This is a genomic window from Chelativorans salis, assembly GCF_025336525.1.
In the GTDB taxonomy this organism is placed as follows: Bacteria; Pseudomonadota; Alphaproteobacteria; order Rhizobiales; family Rhizobiaceae; genus Chelativorans; species Chelativorans salis.
In genome coordinates this window covers 233,382-248,754 of sequence record NZ_JAOCZP010000003.1, presented here as the reverse complement: position 1 = coordinate 248,754, position 15,373 = coordinate 233,382, and the positions used below count along the sequence as shown (strand labels likewise).

Annotated in this window: 11 protein-coding genes and 1 pseudogene; 9 read left to right on the top strand and 3 right to left on the bottom strand. The window is 63.7% G+C overall.

Annotated features, from left to right (window positions below; all coding sequences use genetic code 11):
- Window positions 1-4 precede the first annotated feature (4 nt).
- From N5A92_RS11280 to glpK, 6 genes and pseudogenes are all read left to right on the top strand, one after another.
- Window positions 5-1,081 (top strand): ABC transporter ATP-binding protein, encoded by a 1,077-nt coding sequence (locus N5A92_RS11280; RefSeq protein ID WP_260902667.1) that lies wholly within the window; start codon window positions 5-7, stop codon window positions 1,079-1,081.
- Complete coding sequence (locus tag N5A92_RS11275; protein ID WP_260902665.1) at window positions 1,078-1,947, top strand: carbohydrate ABC transporter permease; 870 nt, start codon at window positions 1,078-1,080, stop codon at window positions 1,945-1,947. The genes N5A92_RS11280 and N5A92_RS11275 overlap by 4 nt, the downstream gene beginning before the upstream one ends.
- Window positions 1,948-2,057: 110 nt before the next feature.
- The gene (locus tag N5A92_RS11270) at window positions 2,058-2,876 is read left to right on the top strand and encodes a carbohydrate ABC transporter permease (protein ID WP_260903578.1); all 819 of its coding nucleotides are present in this window, start codon (window positions 2,058-2,060) and stop codon (window positions 2,874-2,876) included.
- A 15-nt stretch (window positions 2,877-2,891) separates the two neighbouring features.
- Complete coding sequence (locus N5A92_RS11265) at window positions 2,892-3,173, top strand: DUF2160 domain-containing protein (RefSeq protein WP_260902663.1); 282 nt, start codon at window positions 2,892-2,894, stop codon at window positions 3,171-3,173.
- A gap of 75 nt (window positions 3,174-3,248) precedes the next feature.
- Window positions 3,249-4,975: pseudogene (locus N5A92_RS11260) on the top strand (ABC transporter substrate-binding protein).
- Between the two features lie 80 nt (window positions 4,976-5,055).
- Window positions 5,056-6,558, top strand: coding sequence for a glycerol kinase GlpK (gene glpK / locus N5A92_RS11255; protein WP_260902661.1), 1,503 nt, complete (start codon window positions 5,056-5,058; stop codon window positions 6,556-6,558).
- Here the strand turns inward: glpK and N5A92_RS11250 are convergent.
- Window positions 6,548-7,204: a helix-turn-helix transcriptional regulator gene (locus N5A92_RS11250; protein ID WP_260903577.1), complete on the bottom strand. Its 657-nt coding sequence runs from the start codon at window positions 7,202-7,204 to the stop codon at window positions 6,548-6,550. The two genes, glpK and N5A92_RS11250, sit on opposite strands and share 11 nt — an antisense overlap.
- Window positions 7,205-7,446: 242 nt before the next feature.
- Window positions 7,447-12,417 (bottom strand): apolipoprotein A-IV repeat region-like domain-containing protein, encoded by a 4,971-nt coding sequence (locus N5A92_RS11245; RefSeq protein ID WP_260902660.1) that lies wholly within the window; start codon window positions 12,415-12,417, stop codon window positions 7,447-7,449.
- 283 nt (window positions 12,418-12,700) lie between these two features.
- On the opposite strand from N5A92_RS11245, the gene N5A92_RS11240 reads away from it, so the two are divergent.
- The 3 genes from N5A92_RS11240 (at window position 12,701) to N5A92_RS11230 (ending at window position 14,556) form a co-directional block, all read left to right on the top strand.
- Window positions 12,701-13,036: an Hpt domain-containing protein gene (locus N5A92_RS11240; protein WP_260902658.1), complete on the top strand. Its 336-nt coding sequence runs from the start codon at window positions 12,701-12,703 to the stop codon at window positions 13,034-13,036.
- 110 nt (window positions 13,037-13,146) lie between these two features.
- A complete protein-coding gene (locus N5A92_RS11235) occupies window positions 13,147-13,467 on the top strand; it encodes a (2Fe-2S)-binding protein (protein WP_260902656.1) in 321 nt (106 codons plus the stop codon).
- A gap of 60 nt (window positions 13,468-13,527) precedes the next feature.
- Window positions 13,528-14,556, top strand: a complete 1,029-nt coding sequence (locus N5A92_RS11230) for an NAD(P)/FAD-dependent oxidoreductase (RefSeq protein ID WP_260902655.1) — start codon at window positions 13,528-13,530, stop codon at window positions 14,554-14,556.
- Window positions 14,557-14,609: 53 nt separating this feature from the next.
- On the opposite strand, the gene N5A92_RS11225 is transcribed toward N5A92_RS11230, so the two are convergent.
- Window positions 14,610-15,224, bottom strand: a complete 615-nt coding sequence (locus tag N5A92_RS11225) for a DUF922 domain-containing Zn-dependent protease (RefSeq protein WP_260902653.1) — start codon at window positions 15,222-15,224, stop codon at window positions 14,610-14,612.
- Window positions 15,225-15,373 lie beyond the last annotated feature (149 nt).

Genomic DNA, 15,373 nt, shown 5'->3' with positions numbered 1-15,373 from the left:
AGCGATGGCACGCATCAACCTGAAAGACATCCGCCACGCCTATATGGACAACCCCACTTCGGACGACGACTACGCGCTGAAGCGGGTGGACCATGTGTTCGAGGACGGCGGCGCTTACGCGCTTCTCGGGCCGTCGGGCTGCGGGAAGACAACGCTGCTGAACATCATCTCCGGCCTCCTGCGCCCCAGCGAGGGTGCGATCCATTTCGGCACGGTGGATGTGACGGACCTGCCGACCGAGGCTCGCAACATCGCCCAGGTGTTCCAGTTCCCGGTCGTCTACGACACGATGACGGTCTACGACAATCTCGCCTTCCCGCTGCGCAACCGCGGCGTGGCCGAGGACGTGGTGGACCGGCGCGTGCGCGAGATCATCGGCATGATCGGACTTGAGGACCGGGCAAGGCGCAAGGCGCAGGGCCTGACGGCGGACGAGAAGCAGAAGATCTCGCTCGGCCGCGGACTGGCGCGTGCCGACGTCAACGCCATCCTGTTCGACGAGCCGCTGACGGTCATCGACCCGCATATGAAATGGGCGCTGCGCACGCAGCTCAAGGAACTGCACCGTCGCTTCGGCCACACCATGGTCTATGTCACGCATGACCAGACGGAGGCGCTTACCTTCGCCGATACGGTTGTGGTGATGTATGAGGGCGAGATCGTGCAGATCGGCACGCCCGAGGAGCTGTTCGAGCGCCCGCGCCACACCTTCGTCGGCTATTTCATCGGCTCGCCGGGCATGAACCTGCTTCCCGCCGCCATGGACGGAGGCATAGTGCGCATCGGTGGCCAGTCCTTCGCGCTGCCCGGGATGCCGCAGCGGCTTTCGGCAAAGCGCATCGAACTTGGCATTCGGCCGGAATTCGTGCGGCTCGGCCGCGAGGGCATGCCTGTATCCATCGCCAAGGTCGAGGATGTCGGCCGCAAGAAGATCGTGCATGCCGATCTCGAGGGCGAGACGATCGCCGTGGTTATAGACGAGGATTCGGAGGTGCCGGCGGAGCCATGCGTCGCCTTCGATCCGGCGCACCTCAACCTTTATGCCGATTCCTGGCGCGTCGAGCCGGAGGGCAGGCCATGAACAAGACACCGAACAACAAGGCCTGGTTCATGGTGCTGCCGGTGCTGGCGCTGGTGGCTTTCTCCGCCGTCATCCCGCTGATGACGGTAGTCAACTACTCGATGCAGGACACCTTCGGAAACAACGTCTTCTTCTGGGCCGGCACGGAGTGGTTCCAGGAGATCCTGCACTCCAATCGCTTCTGGGCCGCGATGGGCCGCAACCTCGCCTTCTCGGCCATAATTTTGTGCATCGAGGTGTCGCTTGGCATCTTCATCGCACTCAACATGCCGCGCAAGGGCTGGGGCGTGCCGGTGTGCCTGGTGCTGATGGCTCTGCCGCTGCTGATCCCATTCAATGTGGTGGGCACGATCTGGCAGGTCTTCGGGCGTATCGATATCGGCCTGCTCGGCCGCACGCTGGCCGAGCTCGGGATCGCTTACAACTACGTCAACAACCCCGTGCATGCCTGGATCACCATCATCCTCATGGATGTGTGGCACTGGACGAGCCTGGTTGTGCTGCTTTGCTATGCCGGGCTGGTTTCCATCCCCGATGCCTATTACCAGGCGGCGAAGATCGACGGCGCGTCGCGCTGGGCCGTGTTCCGCTATATCCAGCTTCCGAAGATGCACCGGGTGCTGCTGATCGCCATCCTCCTGCGCTTCATGGACTCCTTCATGATCTACACGGAGCCCTTCGTGCTCACCGGCGGCGGTCCGGGAAACACGACCACCTTCATGTCCATCGACCTGGTGAAGCTCGCCATCGGCGAATTCAACCTCGGCGAGGCGGCGGCCATGTCGATCGTCTACTTCCTGATCATTCTTCTCATGTCGTGGGTATTCTACACGGTCATGACCAACTACGGGACGGAGAAGCGGTGATGGCGGCGGGCAAGAACAGCGCCACTGCGGCGGCCGACGGGATCACGATGCAGCGGACGGATGCCGCGGCCGCTGCAGCCGGCAAGACGGAGGCCGAACTCGGCCAGACGATGCTGCGGCGAGGCACCCAGTCGCGTTTCTGGTGGCTGGTGCCGACCATCTACATTCTCTTCCTGATGCTGCCGATCTATTGGCTCATCAACATGAGCTTCAAGACCAACACCGAGATTCTCAGCACCTTCTCGCTATGGCCGCAGAACCCGACACTACGCAATTACGGGGTCATCTTCACCGATCCATCCTGGTATTCGGGTTACATCAACTCCATCATCTATGTGGTTATGAACACGGTGATTTCGGTCTCCGTGGCTCTTCCCGCGGCCTATGCCTTCTCACGCTACCGGTTCCTCGGCGACAAGCACCTGTTCTTCTGGTTGCTTACAAACCGTATGGCGCCGCCGGCGGTCTTCGCACTGCCCTTCTTCCAGCTCTACTCGGCCTTCGGGCTGATCGACACGCATATTGCCGTGGCGCTGGCGCACTGCCTGTTCAACGTGCCGCTGGCAGTTTGGATCCTCGAAGGCTTCATGTCGGGCGTGCCGAAGGAGATCGACGAGACGGCCTATATCGACGGCTATTCCTTCCCGCGCTTCTTCGTGAAGATCTTCATGCCGCTGATCGCCAGCGGCGTCGGGGTCGCCGCCTTCTTCTGCTTCATGTTCTCGTGGGTGGAGCTTCTGCTTGCCCGCACGTTGACGACGACGGCGGCAAAACCGATCGCCGCCACCATGACACGCACCGTGTCTGCCTCCGGCCTCGACTGGGGTGTACTGGCGGCGGCCGGCGTCCTCACCATCATTCCGGGCGCGCTCGTGATCTGGTTCGTGCGCAACTACATCGCCAAGGGCTTTGCCCTCGGGCGCGTGTAAGGGGAGGGTATGACGATGGACCTGTCATGGATGGCCTGGACCTGGCCGACGGCAACCTTCTTCATCACCATCGCGCTTCTGCTCGTCAGCATGGGCGTGTGGGAGTACTTTTCGCCCGGCGGCCATCCCCGCGTCGGCCTGTTGCGCTTCGAGACCACGCGCGGCGACCGGCTGTTCGTCTCGCTTCTGGGAAGCGCCTTCATCAATCTTGCATGGCTGGGGCTCGTTGGCCCCAACCTGTGGTGGGCTCTCGCTCTATCCATCGTCTACGCCGTGGGCGTTTTCCGGTGGGTCTAGCGGAGAAGAGGATGGGGCGGCCGCATTCGGGCGGCCTCTCCGAATACTGGTGCAACATCTACTAGGGAGGAAACCATGAAACGACATCTGTTACTGACGACATCCGCGCTCATGCTTCTCATGAGTTCAGGCGGCGTAATGGCGGGCATGGAAGAAGCGACGGAATTCCTCGATGAGGAGATCGGCGATCTGTCGACGCTTTCCCGCGAGGAGCAGGAAGCGGAGATGCAATGGTTTGTCGATGCTGCCGAGCCTTTCCAGGGCATGGACATCCGGGTGGTCTCGGAGACGATCACCACCCATGAATACGAGTCCAAGGTGCTGGCGCCGGCCTTCACGGCCATCACCGGCATCCGCGTCACCCACGACCTGATCGGCGAAGGCGACGTTGTTGAGAAGCTGCAGACGCAGATGCAGTCGGGCGAGAACATCTACGACGCCTACATCAACGACTCGGACCTGATCGGCACCCACTGGCGCTATCAGCAGGTGCGCAACCTGACCGACTGGATGGCGAACGAGGGCGCGGACGTCACCAACCCCAACCTCGACGTGGATGACTTCATCGGCAAGTCCTTCACCACCGCACCCGACGGCAAGCTCTACCAGCTTCCCGACCAGCAGTTCGCCAACCTCTACTGGTTCCGCTACGACTGGTTCAACGATCCGGACATCAAGGCGGAGTTCCAGGAGAAGTACGGCTACGAGCTGGGCGTGCCGGTCAACTGGTCGGCCTATGAGGACATCGCCGAGTTCTTCACCGGCAAGGAGATCGACGGCCGCAAGGTCTACGGTCACATGGACTACGGCAAGAAGGACCCCTCGCTGGGCTGGCGCTTCACCGATGCATGGCTTTCCATGGCCGGCAATGGCGACAAGGGCATTCCGAACGGCTTGCCGGTCGATGAATGGGGCATCAAGGTCGACGAGAATTCCCGCCCCGTCGGCTCCTGCGTCGCGCGCGGCGGCGACACCAACGGCCCGGCTGCTGTCTACTCCATCGAGAAGTATCTGGAGTGGCTGAATGCCTATGCACCGCCGGAGGCGCAGGGCATGACCTTCTCCGAGTCCGGCCCGGTGCCGGCGCAGGGTGCCATTGCCCAGCAGATCTTCTGGTACACCGCCTTTACCGCCGACATGGTCAAGGAAGGCCTGCCGGTGGTCAACGAGGACGGTACGCCGAAATGGCGTATGGCGCCGAGCCCGCACGGCGTCTACTGGAAGGACGGCATGAAGCTCGGCTATCAGGACGCTGGTTCCTGGACGCTGATGAAGTCGACGCCCGAGGACCGGGCGAAGGCTGCATGGCTCTACGCCCAGTTCGTCACCTCCAAGAGGTGGACGTGAAGAAGAGCCATGTGGGGCTCACCCTGATCCGTGAGAGCACCATCCAGCACGACAGCTTCACCGAGCGTGCCCCCGAGCTGGGCGGCCTGGTCGAGTTCTACCGTTCACCGGCCCGTGTGCAGTGGACGCCGACCGGCACCAACGTACCCGATTACCCGAAGCTGGCGCAGTTGTGGTGGCAGGCGATCGGCGATGCGTCTTCCGGAGCCAAGACCGCGCAGGAGGCGATGGACTCGCTGTGCGCCGAGCAGGAGCAGGTGCTGTCGCGTCTCGAGCGGGCCGGCATCCAGGGCGACATCGGCCCCAAGCTCGCCGAGGAGCACGATCTTGAATACTGGAATAAGGATGCCGTGGAGAAGGGTAACCTTGCGCCGCAGCTCAAGATCGAGAACGAGAAGGAAGAGCCCATCACCATCAACTACGACGAACTGGTGAAGAGCTGGAACGACTCGTAAGCTGGTTCGCCAGTCTTTGAGATTGGGGGAGGCGGCTTGGTCGCCTCTCCCGGATTTTTATCGGTCATGCGGGAGGGAACATGAGCGGCTTCGTCTTGTCCATCGACCAGGGTACGACATCGACCCGGGCGATCGTGTTTGACGGAAAGATGCGTGCCGTCGGCACCGGCCAGCAGGAGTTCCCGCAGCACTACCCCGCCTCCGGCTGGGTTGAGCACGATCCGGAGGACATCTGGACGAGCGTCGTTGCCACGGTCAAGGCAGCGCTTGGCGATGCCGGCCTGGAAGCCAAGGACATCGCCGCCATCGGCATCACCAACCAGCGCGAGACGGTGGTGATGTGGGATCGCGAGACGGGCAGGGCGGTGCACAATGCCATCGTCTGGCAGGATCGGCGCACCGCCGCCCTTTGCGAGAAGCTCAAGGGAGAGGGGCTGGAGGAGACCTTCACCGAGAAGACTGGCCTCCTGCTCGACCCTTATTTCTCCGGCACCAAATTTTCCTGGCTTCTCGACAACGTGGAAGGCGTGCGCGAGCGGGCGGAGCAGGGCCAGCTGCTTGCCGGCACCATCGACAGCTTTTTGATCTGGCGGCTGACCGGCGGCCGCACCCACGTCACCGACGCCACCAACGCCTCGCGCACGCTGCTTTTCAATATCGAAAAGAACGCATGGGACGAGGAACTACTTTCGATCCTCGGCGTCCCCCGCGCCCTCCTGGCCGAGGTCAAGGACACGGCGGACGATTTCGGCGTCACCGAAAAGGCGCTGTTCGGCGCGGAAATCCCCATCCTGGGTGTTGCCGGCGATCAGCAGGCGGCAACGATCGGTCAGGCCTGTTTCGCGCCCGGCATGCTGAAATCCACCTACGGCACGGGATGCTTCGCAGTTTTGAACACCGGTGAGACGCTGGTGCGCTCGAAGAACCGGCTGCTGTCCACCATCGCCTACCGCCTCGACGGCAAGACGACCTACGCGCTCGAAGGCTCCATCTTCGTCGCAGGTGCGGCCGTGCAATGGCTGCGCGATGGGCTGCAGATCATCGGCAAAGCGGCTGATTCGGGCGTTCTTGCGGAAAAGGCGGACGCTGCGCAGGACGTCTATCTGGTGCCGGCCTTCGTCGGCCTCGGCGCACCCTATTGGGACGCTGGCGCGCGTGGCGCCATCTTCGGCCTGACCCGCAACACCGGCCCCGCCGAGTTTGCGCGTGCAACGCTGGAATCCGTCGCCTTCCAGACGCGCGACCTGCTCGAGGCCATGCGCCGGGACTGGCCGGATGGGGCGGAGACCAAGGTTCTGCGTGTCGACGGAGGCATGGTGGCGAGCGACTGGACTATGCAGTGTCTGGCCGACATCCTCGACGCGCCGGTGGATCGGCCGACGGTGCTGGAGACCACTGCGCTGGGGGCCGCCTGGCTCGCCGGCTCGCGCGCCTGCGTGTGGCCGGGAGCAGACGAATTCGCACAGAGCTGGGCGCTTGAGCGCCAGTTCACGCCGAGAATGGGCGAAGAGGAGCGGGCGCGCCGGCTGAAGGGCTGGCGCGATGCCGTACGCCGCACTCTGACATCCGCCGTCACGGATTGATGATGCCGCGCTGGATCGCCTTCGCAACGGCCTGGGAAAGTGTTCTGCATTCCAGCTTCTGCCGCGCTGTGCGCAGATAGCTGCGCACGGTGAATTCCGAAAGGTCCAGAATGGCGGCGATTGCCTTGGCCTCCTTGCCGCGCGCCGTCCACAACAGGCACTCCACCTGGCGCGGCGCCAAGGGCGGCTCGGCGGGGCTGTCGGCGGAAAGCTCGTGCATCGCCTTATCGTGGATGATGCGGGCGATCTTCTCGAGGCCGGGTGCGCTCGCAGCGATGAAAGAGGACCAGACATCGGCCTCCATGCTGGTATTGAGCGACAGAAGCGAGCGGCGGAAGGCCCGGTCGACCACGGGAATGCAATAGCCCTTGTCGCCCAGGCCGTGATCCAGCGCGTCGGCCATGAACTCCTGTTCACGCTCTCCCCACTCCAGCTCATGCCAGGCGAACGGCCTGGTCGAGCCGAATCCGGCGCGGACCACCGGATCGACGTTCAGGTACCGACGCAGCACATAGCGCGCAACCCACTGCGGCGGGTAGGTGGTGCAGATAAAGGGACTGTCGACCGGACGGGCATATGCCGCGGCCATATAGGTGACGTGGTCGAGGCCGAGCCGGTCTCGCACCAGAAAGACGGCGTCCTCCATGCTCGCCACGTCTGCCACCACATCGATGGCATATGACAGTCCGGACCGAAGTGTTAGCTCTCGGCCACCATACATACGTCCCCCTTTCCGTCCCAAATCGAGAATGCGCGGCAACGCAGGGGAATGCAAGAGTGTCAGGGAATCATGCAGGGGGACTTTGACCCAAGAGACTTTCAAAGAAAAACCCCGGCTGGCTGCCGGGGTTTTCAAGGATCGGAAAAACGGCCTCCAGAAAGCCGCGTCTACCGCAGCCTGCCGCTGGCATGGGCCAGCATGGTGTAGACCTTGCCGGTGTCGGAGGTCAGGTAGGTCTGGCTCATCATGTTGTCGCGGTCGGAGCGCGAAACGTCGGCCAGAAGCTTCTCGAAATCGCGGCAATACTGGTCGACCGCCTTGCGGAACTCCGCGTCCGCCCGGTACTTGCGCTGGATCTCGTCGAAGGTCTGCTGGCCCTTCAGCGTGTAGAGCCGGCGTGTGAAGACATTGCGTTCACCGCGGCGATACCGCTCCCACAGGTCGATGGAAGCCTCATGGTCGATCGCGCGTGCAATGTCGACGGACAGCGAGTTGAGCGATTCGACCACGTGCAGGGCCGATCGGCCGCCATTGTTGGCAGCCTGCTCCGCGCGCCCTTCGCCCTCCTCGTCGCGCGAGGCGCTGCGCAGGAGATCGCGGATCCAGCCACCGCCGGTGTTGGGCGCCGCCTGGGCCGTCTCGGGTGCCGCCTGCGCCGAGCGGGCAGGGGCGGCGGGACGGGCCGGCTGCGACGCCGGCTCGGCACGTGGCTTCTCCAAGACACGCGAGTTGCCCGAGGCCGGCGCGCCGTTGGGCGCGGGCGGCACAGGGGCCGGACGAGGCGTGGCCTCATTCGTGCCAATGTCGTGCAAGCGACCGGATTTCGCAACGATATCCGACAGTTCCTTCAACGCATTGACCTGTTCCGTGATGGCCAGGCGCATGGCCGAGGTCGACTGCCTGGCTTCCTCCGGCAGTTCGACGATGCCACGCTTCATGTCGGCGCGTGTCTCTTCCAACTCGGCACGGATTTCGGCCGCGGTGCGGCGGATATCGTCCGTCGCTCCGGTAAAGCGTTGGGTAGCGCCTTCCAGAACCTGGTTGATCGCTTCGCGGATCGCCTCGGCGGACTGGCGCGTGCGCCCCTCCGCCGTGTCGAACATGCCGTCGAGAAGCCCCTCGAAAGACTTCATGGCAGTCTCGATCTGCTGTGACTTCTCGACGAGACCGTTCGCCAATGCCTCAAGCGCGCTCTGGCGGTCCTCCAGGGAGGAACTGAGGCCGGACTGCGCCTTCTCTAGAAGGTTCGAGGCGCTTTCCAGCACACGGCTGTGGTCCTCGAAGCGGCTGGCGATGCTCGAGATCTCGCGGAGCGTCCGCTCGGAGAAGTCCGTGAGCCGGCCGGAATTGGCGTTGATGAGGCTTGCCGAGTTGGCGAACGTCTCCGCCGCCTTGCCGGTATTCGCGGCGAATTCGCGCGTCGTGTTGGTGAGCTTCTCGTCCACCTGCGAAAGGTTCTGCGCCGCAGAGTCGACGAGTTGGCCCAGCCTCTCGCCAGAAGCGTTCAGCTGTTGCAGGAGCTCGTCGACATTGCCGGCAAGGCCGTTGCGGGCGCGCTCGACGGCGTCGAGCGCCTCTGCCGTGCGGCTGGCCAGCGCGTTGACGAGGGCAGCGTTCTCCTGCTGCAGCCGCTCGGTGGTGCGGTTGGTGATGGCCTCAATACCCTGCTGCAACTCACCGCCGCTGGCCTCGAAGCGTTCCACGAGCGGGCGCGCCGTCTCATCGAGGATGCGGCTCATCTCGGAGCTGCGCCCGGCCAGCATGGCGTTGAACTCGCGTGTGCGCTCTTCCAGCGTGCGCGCCGCTTCGCCGGTGCGCTTGGAGATGTGCTCGTTGACCTGGGCGAAGGTCTGGCCGATCGTGTCGGCCGTCGACACCAGGTCGGCCTGGGTCCGCGCCAGTTGCTGGCTCACATGGCTTGCCGCCTGCTCGGCGCTCTGCTTCAGGCGCTCCTCGGCATCGCCGACGCCCTCCTGCAACAAGGTCCGCGTATTCGCCAACTGCTGACTGACAAGGCCGGCTGCTTGCTCGGCGCTCTGCTTCAGGCGCTCCTCGGCATCGCCGATACCCTCGGTCAGTACGGCCCGGGTACGACCCACGCTGTCGCCGAGCCGCTTCTCGACTTCCAACATACCGCTGGTGACAGCGGACGCTGCCGAACCGGCGGTCGACTTCAGCCGGCTTTCGACCTCGCCAAGGCGCTCGGTGATCGCCGTGGCGCGCGCGTCGAGCTCGGCGGATGTCTGGTGCGTGCGGGCGATGATGCGGTGGTCGGCCTCCTCGAAGGTCTGTACCAGCGTCTCCGCGCGGCTTGCCAGCGTCTCGGCCGTTTCCTTCGTGCGGGCGGCGATGCGGTAGTCGGCCGCATCAAAGGTTTGCACCAGCGTCTCCGCGCGGCTTGCCAGCGTCTCGGCCGTTTCCTTCGTGCGGGCGGCGATGCGGTGGTCGGCCGCATCAAAGGTCTGCACCAGAGCCTCCGCGCGGGTTGCCAGCGTTTCGGCCGTTTCCTTCGTGCGGGCGGCGATGCGGCTGTCCATGCCGACGATGCGTTCATCGACGTCGTCCAATATCTTGGCGGACTCGTCGCCGAGCGTCGAAGTGGCTTCGATCACCTTCTCGCGCAAGGCGCCGGCCAACACGGTGGCGCTGTTCTCCAGCGTCTGGCGGACATTGTCAACGCCGACAGTCAGCGCCTTCTGCATGGTGCTGGTGCGCTCGTCGATAACGCTCACCTGGGAGGTGAAGACGGCATTGACGTTGTCGATGTCGGCACGGATGGCGGCCGTCAGCTCCTCGCGGCGCTCGCCGATCTTGGCGATGTCGGCCTCGAGTGCGGCGGCAAAGCTGCCGTGGGTCTCCTCGAGCTTCCTGAGATCGGCCTCGAGCAGTTCCTTCAGTCGGTTCTCGCTCTGGGTGAAGGCCTCGATCTGGCGATCGACGGTCTCGTCCATGCGCGTCTTCACGGCATCGAACCGGCCAAAGCTGTCGTCGAGCCGCGCGTTGAGCCGCGACTGACCTTCCTCCACCAGCCGGGCGAACTCCTCGCCCTTGTTTTCCAGCATGATGGAGGTGGAGGCGACGAGACCGGATAGATCGTTGTCGATGGCGGCCTTGCCTGCCTCGATCGCCGAGGAGACGTCTTCGCGCCCATGGGCGAAGGTATCGGCGATCTCGCGTGTGCGCTCCACAAGCTGTTCGTTGATGGCGCGTGCGCGCGCTTCCAGCGCCGCGTCGAGCCTCTGCATGCCCGTGCCGAGGGCCTCGGCGCGTGTGGAGAACTCACTGATGAGCGCGCTGCCGCGCTCCGACAAGGTGCTGTCGATCTGGCTCAGCCGCGTATCGAACTCGGTGTTGACCTTCTCGGAGGCTTCGCCAAGTGCGTTGACCAAGCCGGACAGGCGGTCCTTGAACATGGTGTCGAGCGCGCCGCTGCGCGTGTCGAGCAGATTGGCGAGGTTTTCACCCGCACGGGTGATGCGGTGCGACAGCTCTTCGGAACGCTGGTCGAGCGAATGGCTGACCGTCGTCGTCGAGGCATCCACGCGCTGGACGAAATTGTCCGCTGACGTGCTGAGCGCTTCGATCCGTGTATCGAGCAGGCTGGAGAGATTGTCGCCTGCGGCTGTGATGCGCTGCGCCAGACTTTCAGAACGCTGGTCGAGGGTATGGCTGATTGCTCCACTCGAAGCATCCATGCGCTGGATGAAGCTTTCAGCGGATGTGCTGAGCGCTTCGATCCGCGTGTCGAGCAGGCCGGATAGATTGTCGCCCGCGGCGGTGATGCGCTGCGTCAGGTCTTCCGAACGCTGGTCGAGTGCGTGGCTGATCGCTCCGCTCGAAGCGTCCATGCGCTGGATGAAGCTGTCCGCCGACGAACTGAGTGCCTCGATCCGCTTATCGAGCACGTTGGCGAGGTTGTCGCCGGAGGTGCTGATGTACCGCGACAGCGTGTCGGCGCGCTCGTCCATTGCCAGGTAGATGGACTCGCCCGTCGAGTTGATACGCTCGACCAGGCCGTCGCCCGCCTGACCAAGTGAATCCGTCAGTCGCTGCGAGGCGCCATCGACGCTGAGGCGAATCTGCTTGCCGGCCGAATCCAACTCCTCCTTCAGGATCTCGTGGGCGCCGGTGATGGAAGCACGCACGCGCTCGGCATGGCTGACAATGCCCTCGCGCTCGCTGCCCAGGCTGTCGACAAGCAGGCGAATGCGCGTTTCGTTCTCCGAATAAGCGCGCTCTAATTCGTTTACTTCCGTATGCACCAGGGTTTCCAGCTCGACGGCGCGCGCCAGAGTGCGTTCGATGCCATCGCCCATGGCCTGCACCTCGCGGCGCACGGCCTGGCCCACCATCATGACGCGGTCCTGGGCGAGGTTCTCCGGCTCGAGCAGGCGCGCAGCGGCATCCGCCATCTGCTGGGCGGCAATCCGCATCTCCTGGGCGCGGCGGACCATCACTGCAAAGCCCCAGAACAAGAGCACCGGCACGAGCGCACCGATGGCAAGGCCGATCGCTTGCGGTGAGGTGAGCAGGCCTTCGAGCGAATCGATCTGCCAAAGTGTCGAGCCGTAGAGGACGTTGCCGAGAGCGGCAGCACCGGCAATCCAGGCGACCGAGAGGGCGGCGACAAGCCAATAGACCGTGCGCGAGGCCGGAAGGTCGCGCCTGTGCGCGATCTGGGTGTACTCGTGCTGCTGGTCGTCGTTGGCCGGCACGAACGTCACCGAGCTCGATGAAGGGGCGGGATCCGCCGGGCGCAGCCGCTCCACGGGTTGATGAGCATTATCCGCCGGGGCGGCGGCTGCCTCTTCGGCCGCCATGGCAGGCTCGTTCTCCCAGGTGATGGAATCGGCGGCGTTCGCCGCTTCGATATCATCGTCAGTGTCGTCCTCGCGTCCTTCACGGGCGAGCTCTTCCGCCGCCAGAGAGATCTGCGCCTCCAGGTCCTCCATGGACGCCGCAATGTCCAAGTCGCCCGGGTCCAAGTCGCCCGGGTCCGAGTCGCCTGGGTCCAAGTCGCCCCGGTCCAAGTCTCCGGCAGCGGCTTCGAACTGATCCGTCTCCAGCTCGAGGGCTTCCTCAAGCTCCTTTGCGAAGTCGTCCTGCTCCGCTTTCTTCTTTGTCGTGTTCCGCGCCATACGCCGTCACCTGTACTCTTTTGGGCCGTTCCGAACCCGGATCCTCGTAACCCGCATGCGCCCCACATCGCGCCGACCGTACCGTAGTGGCACGGAATTGTGATGGAAACACGTTTTACGGACGATGCCTACAAGTTTAAATATAAGGTTAACGCTAGGCTGGTAGGATTGTAAGCATTCTGCCGCCGAGATTAACATCTTGTGCACGCGCGGCCATCCGGCTTCGCGCGACATTTGATGATGGGAGCGGACCATCGCAGGTTGGTCCAAGACGGGGAATGGTATGCTTGACCAACAGCGGCATCCAGCGGATCGGCCGATCGACCGGACGCACCTGGCGCGCCAAACACAGGGCGACGCCGGGCTACAGCGCGAGGTGCTCCAATTGTTCCTGGCACAGGCTGCCTCTGCCCGCGGGGAGTTGGCGAATGCCGATGCCAAGGCGCGCCGCCATCTGGCACATTGCCTCGTCGGTTCGGCGCGTGCCGTCGGCGCCTTCGCACTGGCCGACGGCGCGGCTGAACTGGAGGCGGCCCCGCACTCGGGGGCGCTGGTAGATCGGCTGGTGTCCCTGATTGAGGAAGTGCAGGCTTTCGCTAGCGAATTGCTTGCCTCATAAGTGCGCTGCGCCGTTTCGCTCGGTTGACACGCCGCGCGCAGCGATTATCTCGGCGTGAGCAATCGTTTCCCGGTGCCGTTCATGCGGCACAATCCCTTCAGGATCGCCGAATGACCAAGCTGACATTCATCGCCTTCGACGGCGCCACCTTCGAGGTGGAGGCCGAGAACGGTTCCACGGTGATGGAAAATGCCATCCGCAATGGCGTTCCCGGCATCGAGGCTGAATGCGGCGGCGCCTGTGCCTGCGCCACTTGCCACGTCTACGTGGACGAGGAATGGACGGACGTCGTCGGTCAGCCGGAGGCCATGGAAGAGGACATGCTCGATTTTGCCTACGAGGTGCAGCCCAACTCGCGCCTGTCTTGCCAGATCAGGGTGCGCGACGAACTGGACGGGCTGGTGGTGCGGGTGCCGGAGCGCCAAGCGTAGCCTTATATGCGTAGTCCTATCCTATATGACTAGTCTTATATCTCTTTAGAGGACAGGGTTATGACCCAGGCGACCAAGACAGATGTGCTGATTGTCGGAGCGGGTCCCGTTGGGCTCTTCGCGGTTTTCGAGCTCGGCCTTCTCGACCTGAAATGCCATCTGATCGACATCCTTGACCGCCCGGGCGGGCAGTGCGCCGAGCTTTATCCCGAAAAGCCTATCTACGACATCCCGGCCTGGCCGGTGATCTCCGGCCAGGGACTGGTCGACCGCCTGATGGAGCAGATCAGCCCGTTCGACCCGCAATTCACGTTCAACCGCATCGTCGCGGGCCTCGAACGCCTGCCGGACGGCGGTTTCAGGGTGACGACCGACGAGGGCGAGGCATTCGAGGCCAAAGTGGTGGTGATCGCCGCCGGGGGCGGCTCTTTCCAACCCAAGAGGCCCCCCATTCCCGGCATCGAGGCCTATGAGGGCAAAAGCGTCTTCTACGCCGTGCGGCGCATGGAGGAGTTCCGTGGCGAGAACCTCCTGATCGTCGGCGGCGGCGATTCGGCGCTCGACTGGACGCTCAACCTGCAACCGGTGGCCCGGCGGCTGACCCTGGTCCACCGCCGCCCCGAGTTTCGCGCCGCGCCGGACAGCGTCAACAAGATGCTGGCGCTGAAGGAGGCCGGAAAGATCGACTTTCAGGTTGGCCAGGTGAGGGCGCTTTCCGGCGAGAACGGCATGTTGAAAAGCGCGATGGTGAAGGGGCCAGATGATGAGGTGGAGATCGCCTGCACGCGGCTCCTGCCTTTCTTCGGATTGACGATGAAGCTGGGGCCGGTTGCCGAGTGGGGCATCAATCTCAATGAGAACCTGATCCCCGTCGACACGGAGAAGTTCGAGACCTCCGAGCCCGGCATCTTCGCCATCGGCGACATCAACCACTATCCGGGCAAGCTGAAGCTCATCCTGTCCGGCTTCCACGAGGCCGCCCTGATGGCGCAAGCGGCCAAACGCATCGTGCACCCGAACGAGAAGGTCGTCTTCCAGTATACGACCTCCTCGACCAGCCTGCAGAAGAAGCTGGGCGTGGTGGGCTGACCTGACGGAATATCAGCGCGTCAGCGGCCGGTCAGCCGTCGAAGTGGCACCTCTCACCGAGGCAGCCGGCCCGCTTCGATCTGCTCCAGCCGATAGCGCAGGAGGCGCAGGAGGCGGCTTTCGAAATTGACGGATTCGATGTAGTCGAAACGCTGCTGGGCGGCATCGTGCTTGGCCAGGACGTCCGCCGTCGCCTTTTCCACCTTTTTGGCAAGCACGTCGCAGTTCCTCTGCCGCGACAGGCCTTTCAGCGTGTCCTCTAGAAGGCGTGCGTGGTTCTTGGCGATGCTGAGATGACTGTCCTCGTGACGTTTGATGTCGCGGGCAAGCGTGTCCCAGATCAGCCGTACTTCATTTTCCGCACGGCGGCGATGGCGCCATCTCGGCAGGATGACGTTGGCCTTCACCGACACGCGCGCGTCGGCGATACGGCAGTATCTGCCGGTATCGGCATAGTCTACGCGCGTGTTGAACGCCAAATTGGTGGCGCCGGGGTGCCTTTGGCCGGTGCTTTCCAACCTCGGGCCCTGTGTCTGCAGCTGCCGTTCGATCTCCGGCAATGTCAGGCCACCGATGGGAAAATAGCTATAGGTCTTCGACAGCGTTACGGCACCGAGCGGCGGCACGGTCGCGGCCAGCAGAAACAAGGCGAGGAGTACGCGTTGCATGAAAACCTCCAGGAGGCACATTGCGGCAATGGCGAGACCGGCGCAACGAAAAGCTATAGGCGGCCGTCCTTCGGTGGCAATCAACCCGGTGGTGCGAATGCCGATTGATTTTGTCCTGCAGGCATCCCACAAGACGGAGCAGGCAGGCG

Bases quoted from the DNA above. Each gene is read 5' to 3' on its own strand.
- N5A92_RS11265 (WP_260902663.1), top strand. From the start codon at position 2,892: ATGGACCTGTCATGGATGGCCTGGACCTGGCCGACGGCAACCTTCTTC.
- N5A92_RS11225 (WP_260902653.1), bottom strand. From the start codon at position 15,224: ATGCAACGCGTACTCCTCGCCTTGTTTCTGCTGGCCGCGACCGTGCCG.
- N5A92_RS11230 (WP_260902655.1), top strand. From the start codon at position 13,528: ATGACCCAGGCGACCAAGACAGATGTGCTGATTGTCGGAGCGGGTCCC.
- N5A92_RS11270 (WP_260903578.1), top strand. From the start codon at position 2,058: ATGCTGCGGCGAGGCACCCAGTCGCGTTTCTGGTGGCTGGTGCCGACC.
- N5A92_RS11280 (WP_260902667.1), top strand. From the start codon at position 5: ATGGCACGCATCAACCTGAAAGACATCCGCCACGCCTATATGGACAAC.
- N5A92_RS11250 (WP_260903577.1), bottom strand. From the start codon at position 7,204: ATGGAGGACGCCGTCTTTCTGGTGCGAGACCGGCTCGGCCTCGACCAC.
- N5A92_RS11275 (WP_260902665.1), top strand. From the start codon at position 1,078: ATGAACAAGACACCGAACAACAAGGCCTGGTTCATGGTGCTGCCGGTG.
- N5A92_RS11245 (WP_260902660.1), bottom strand. From the start codon at position 12,417: ATGGCGCGGAACACGACAAAGAAGAAAGCGGAGCAGGACGACTTCGCA.
- glpK (WP_260902661.1), top strand. From the start codon at position 5,056: ATGAGCGGCTTCGTCTTGTCCATCGACCAGGGTACGACATCGACCCGG.
- N5A92_RS11240 (WP_260902658.1), top strand. From the start codon at position 12,701: ATGCTTGACCAACAGCGGCATCCAGCGGATCGGCCGATCGACCGGACG.
- N5A92_RS11235 (WP_260902656.1), top strand. From the start codon at position 13,147: ATGACCAAGCTGACATTCATCGCCTTCGACGGCGCCACCTTCGAGGTG.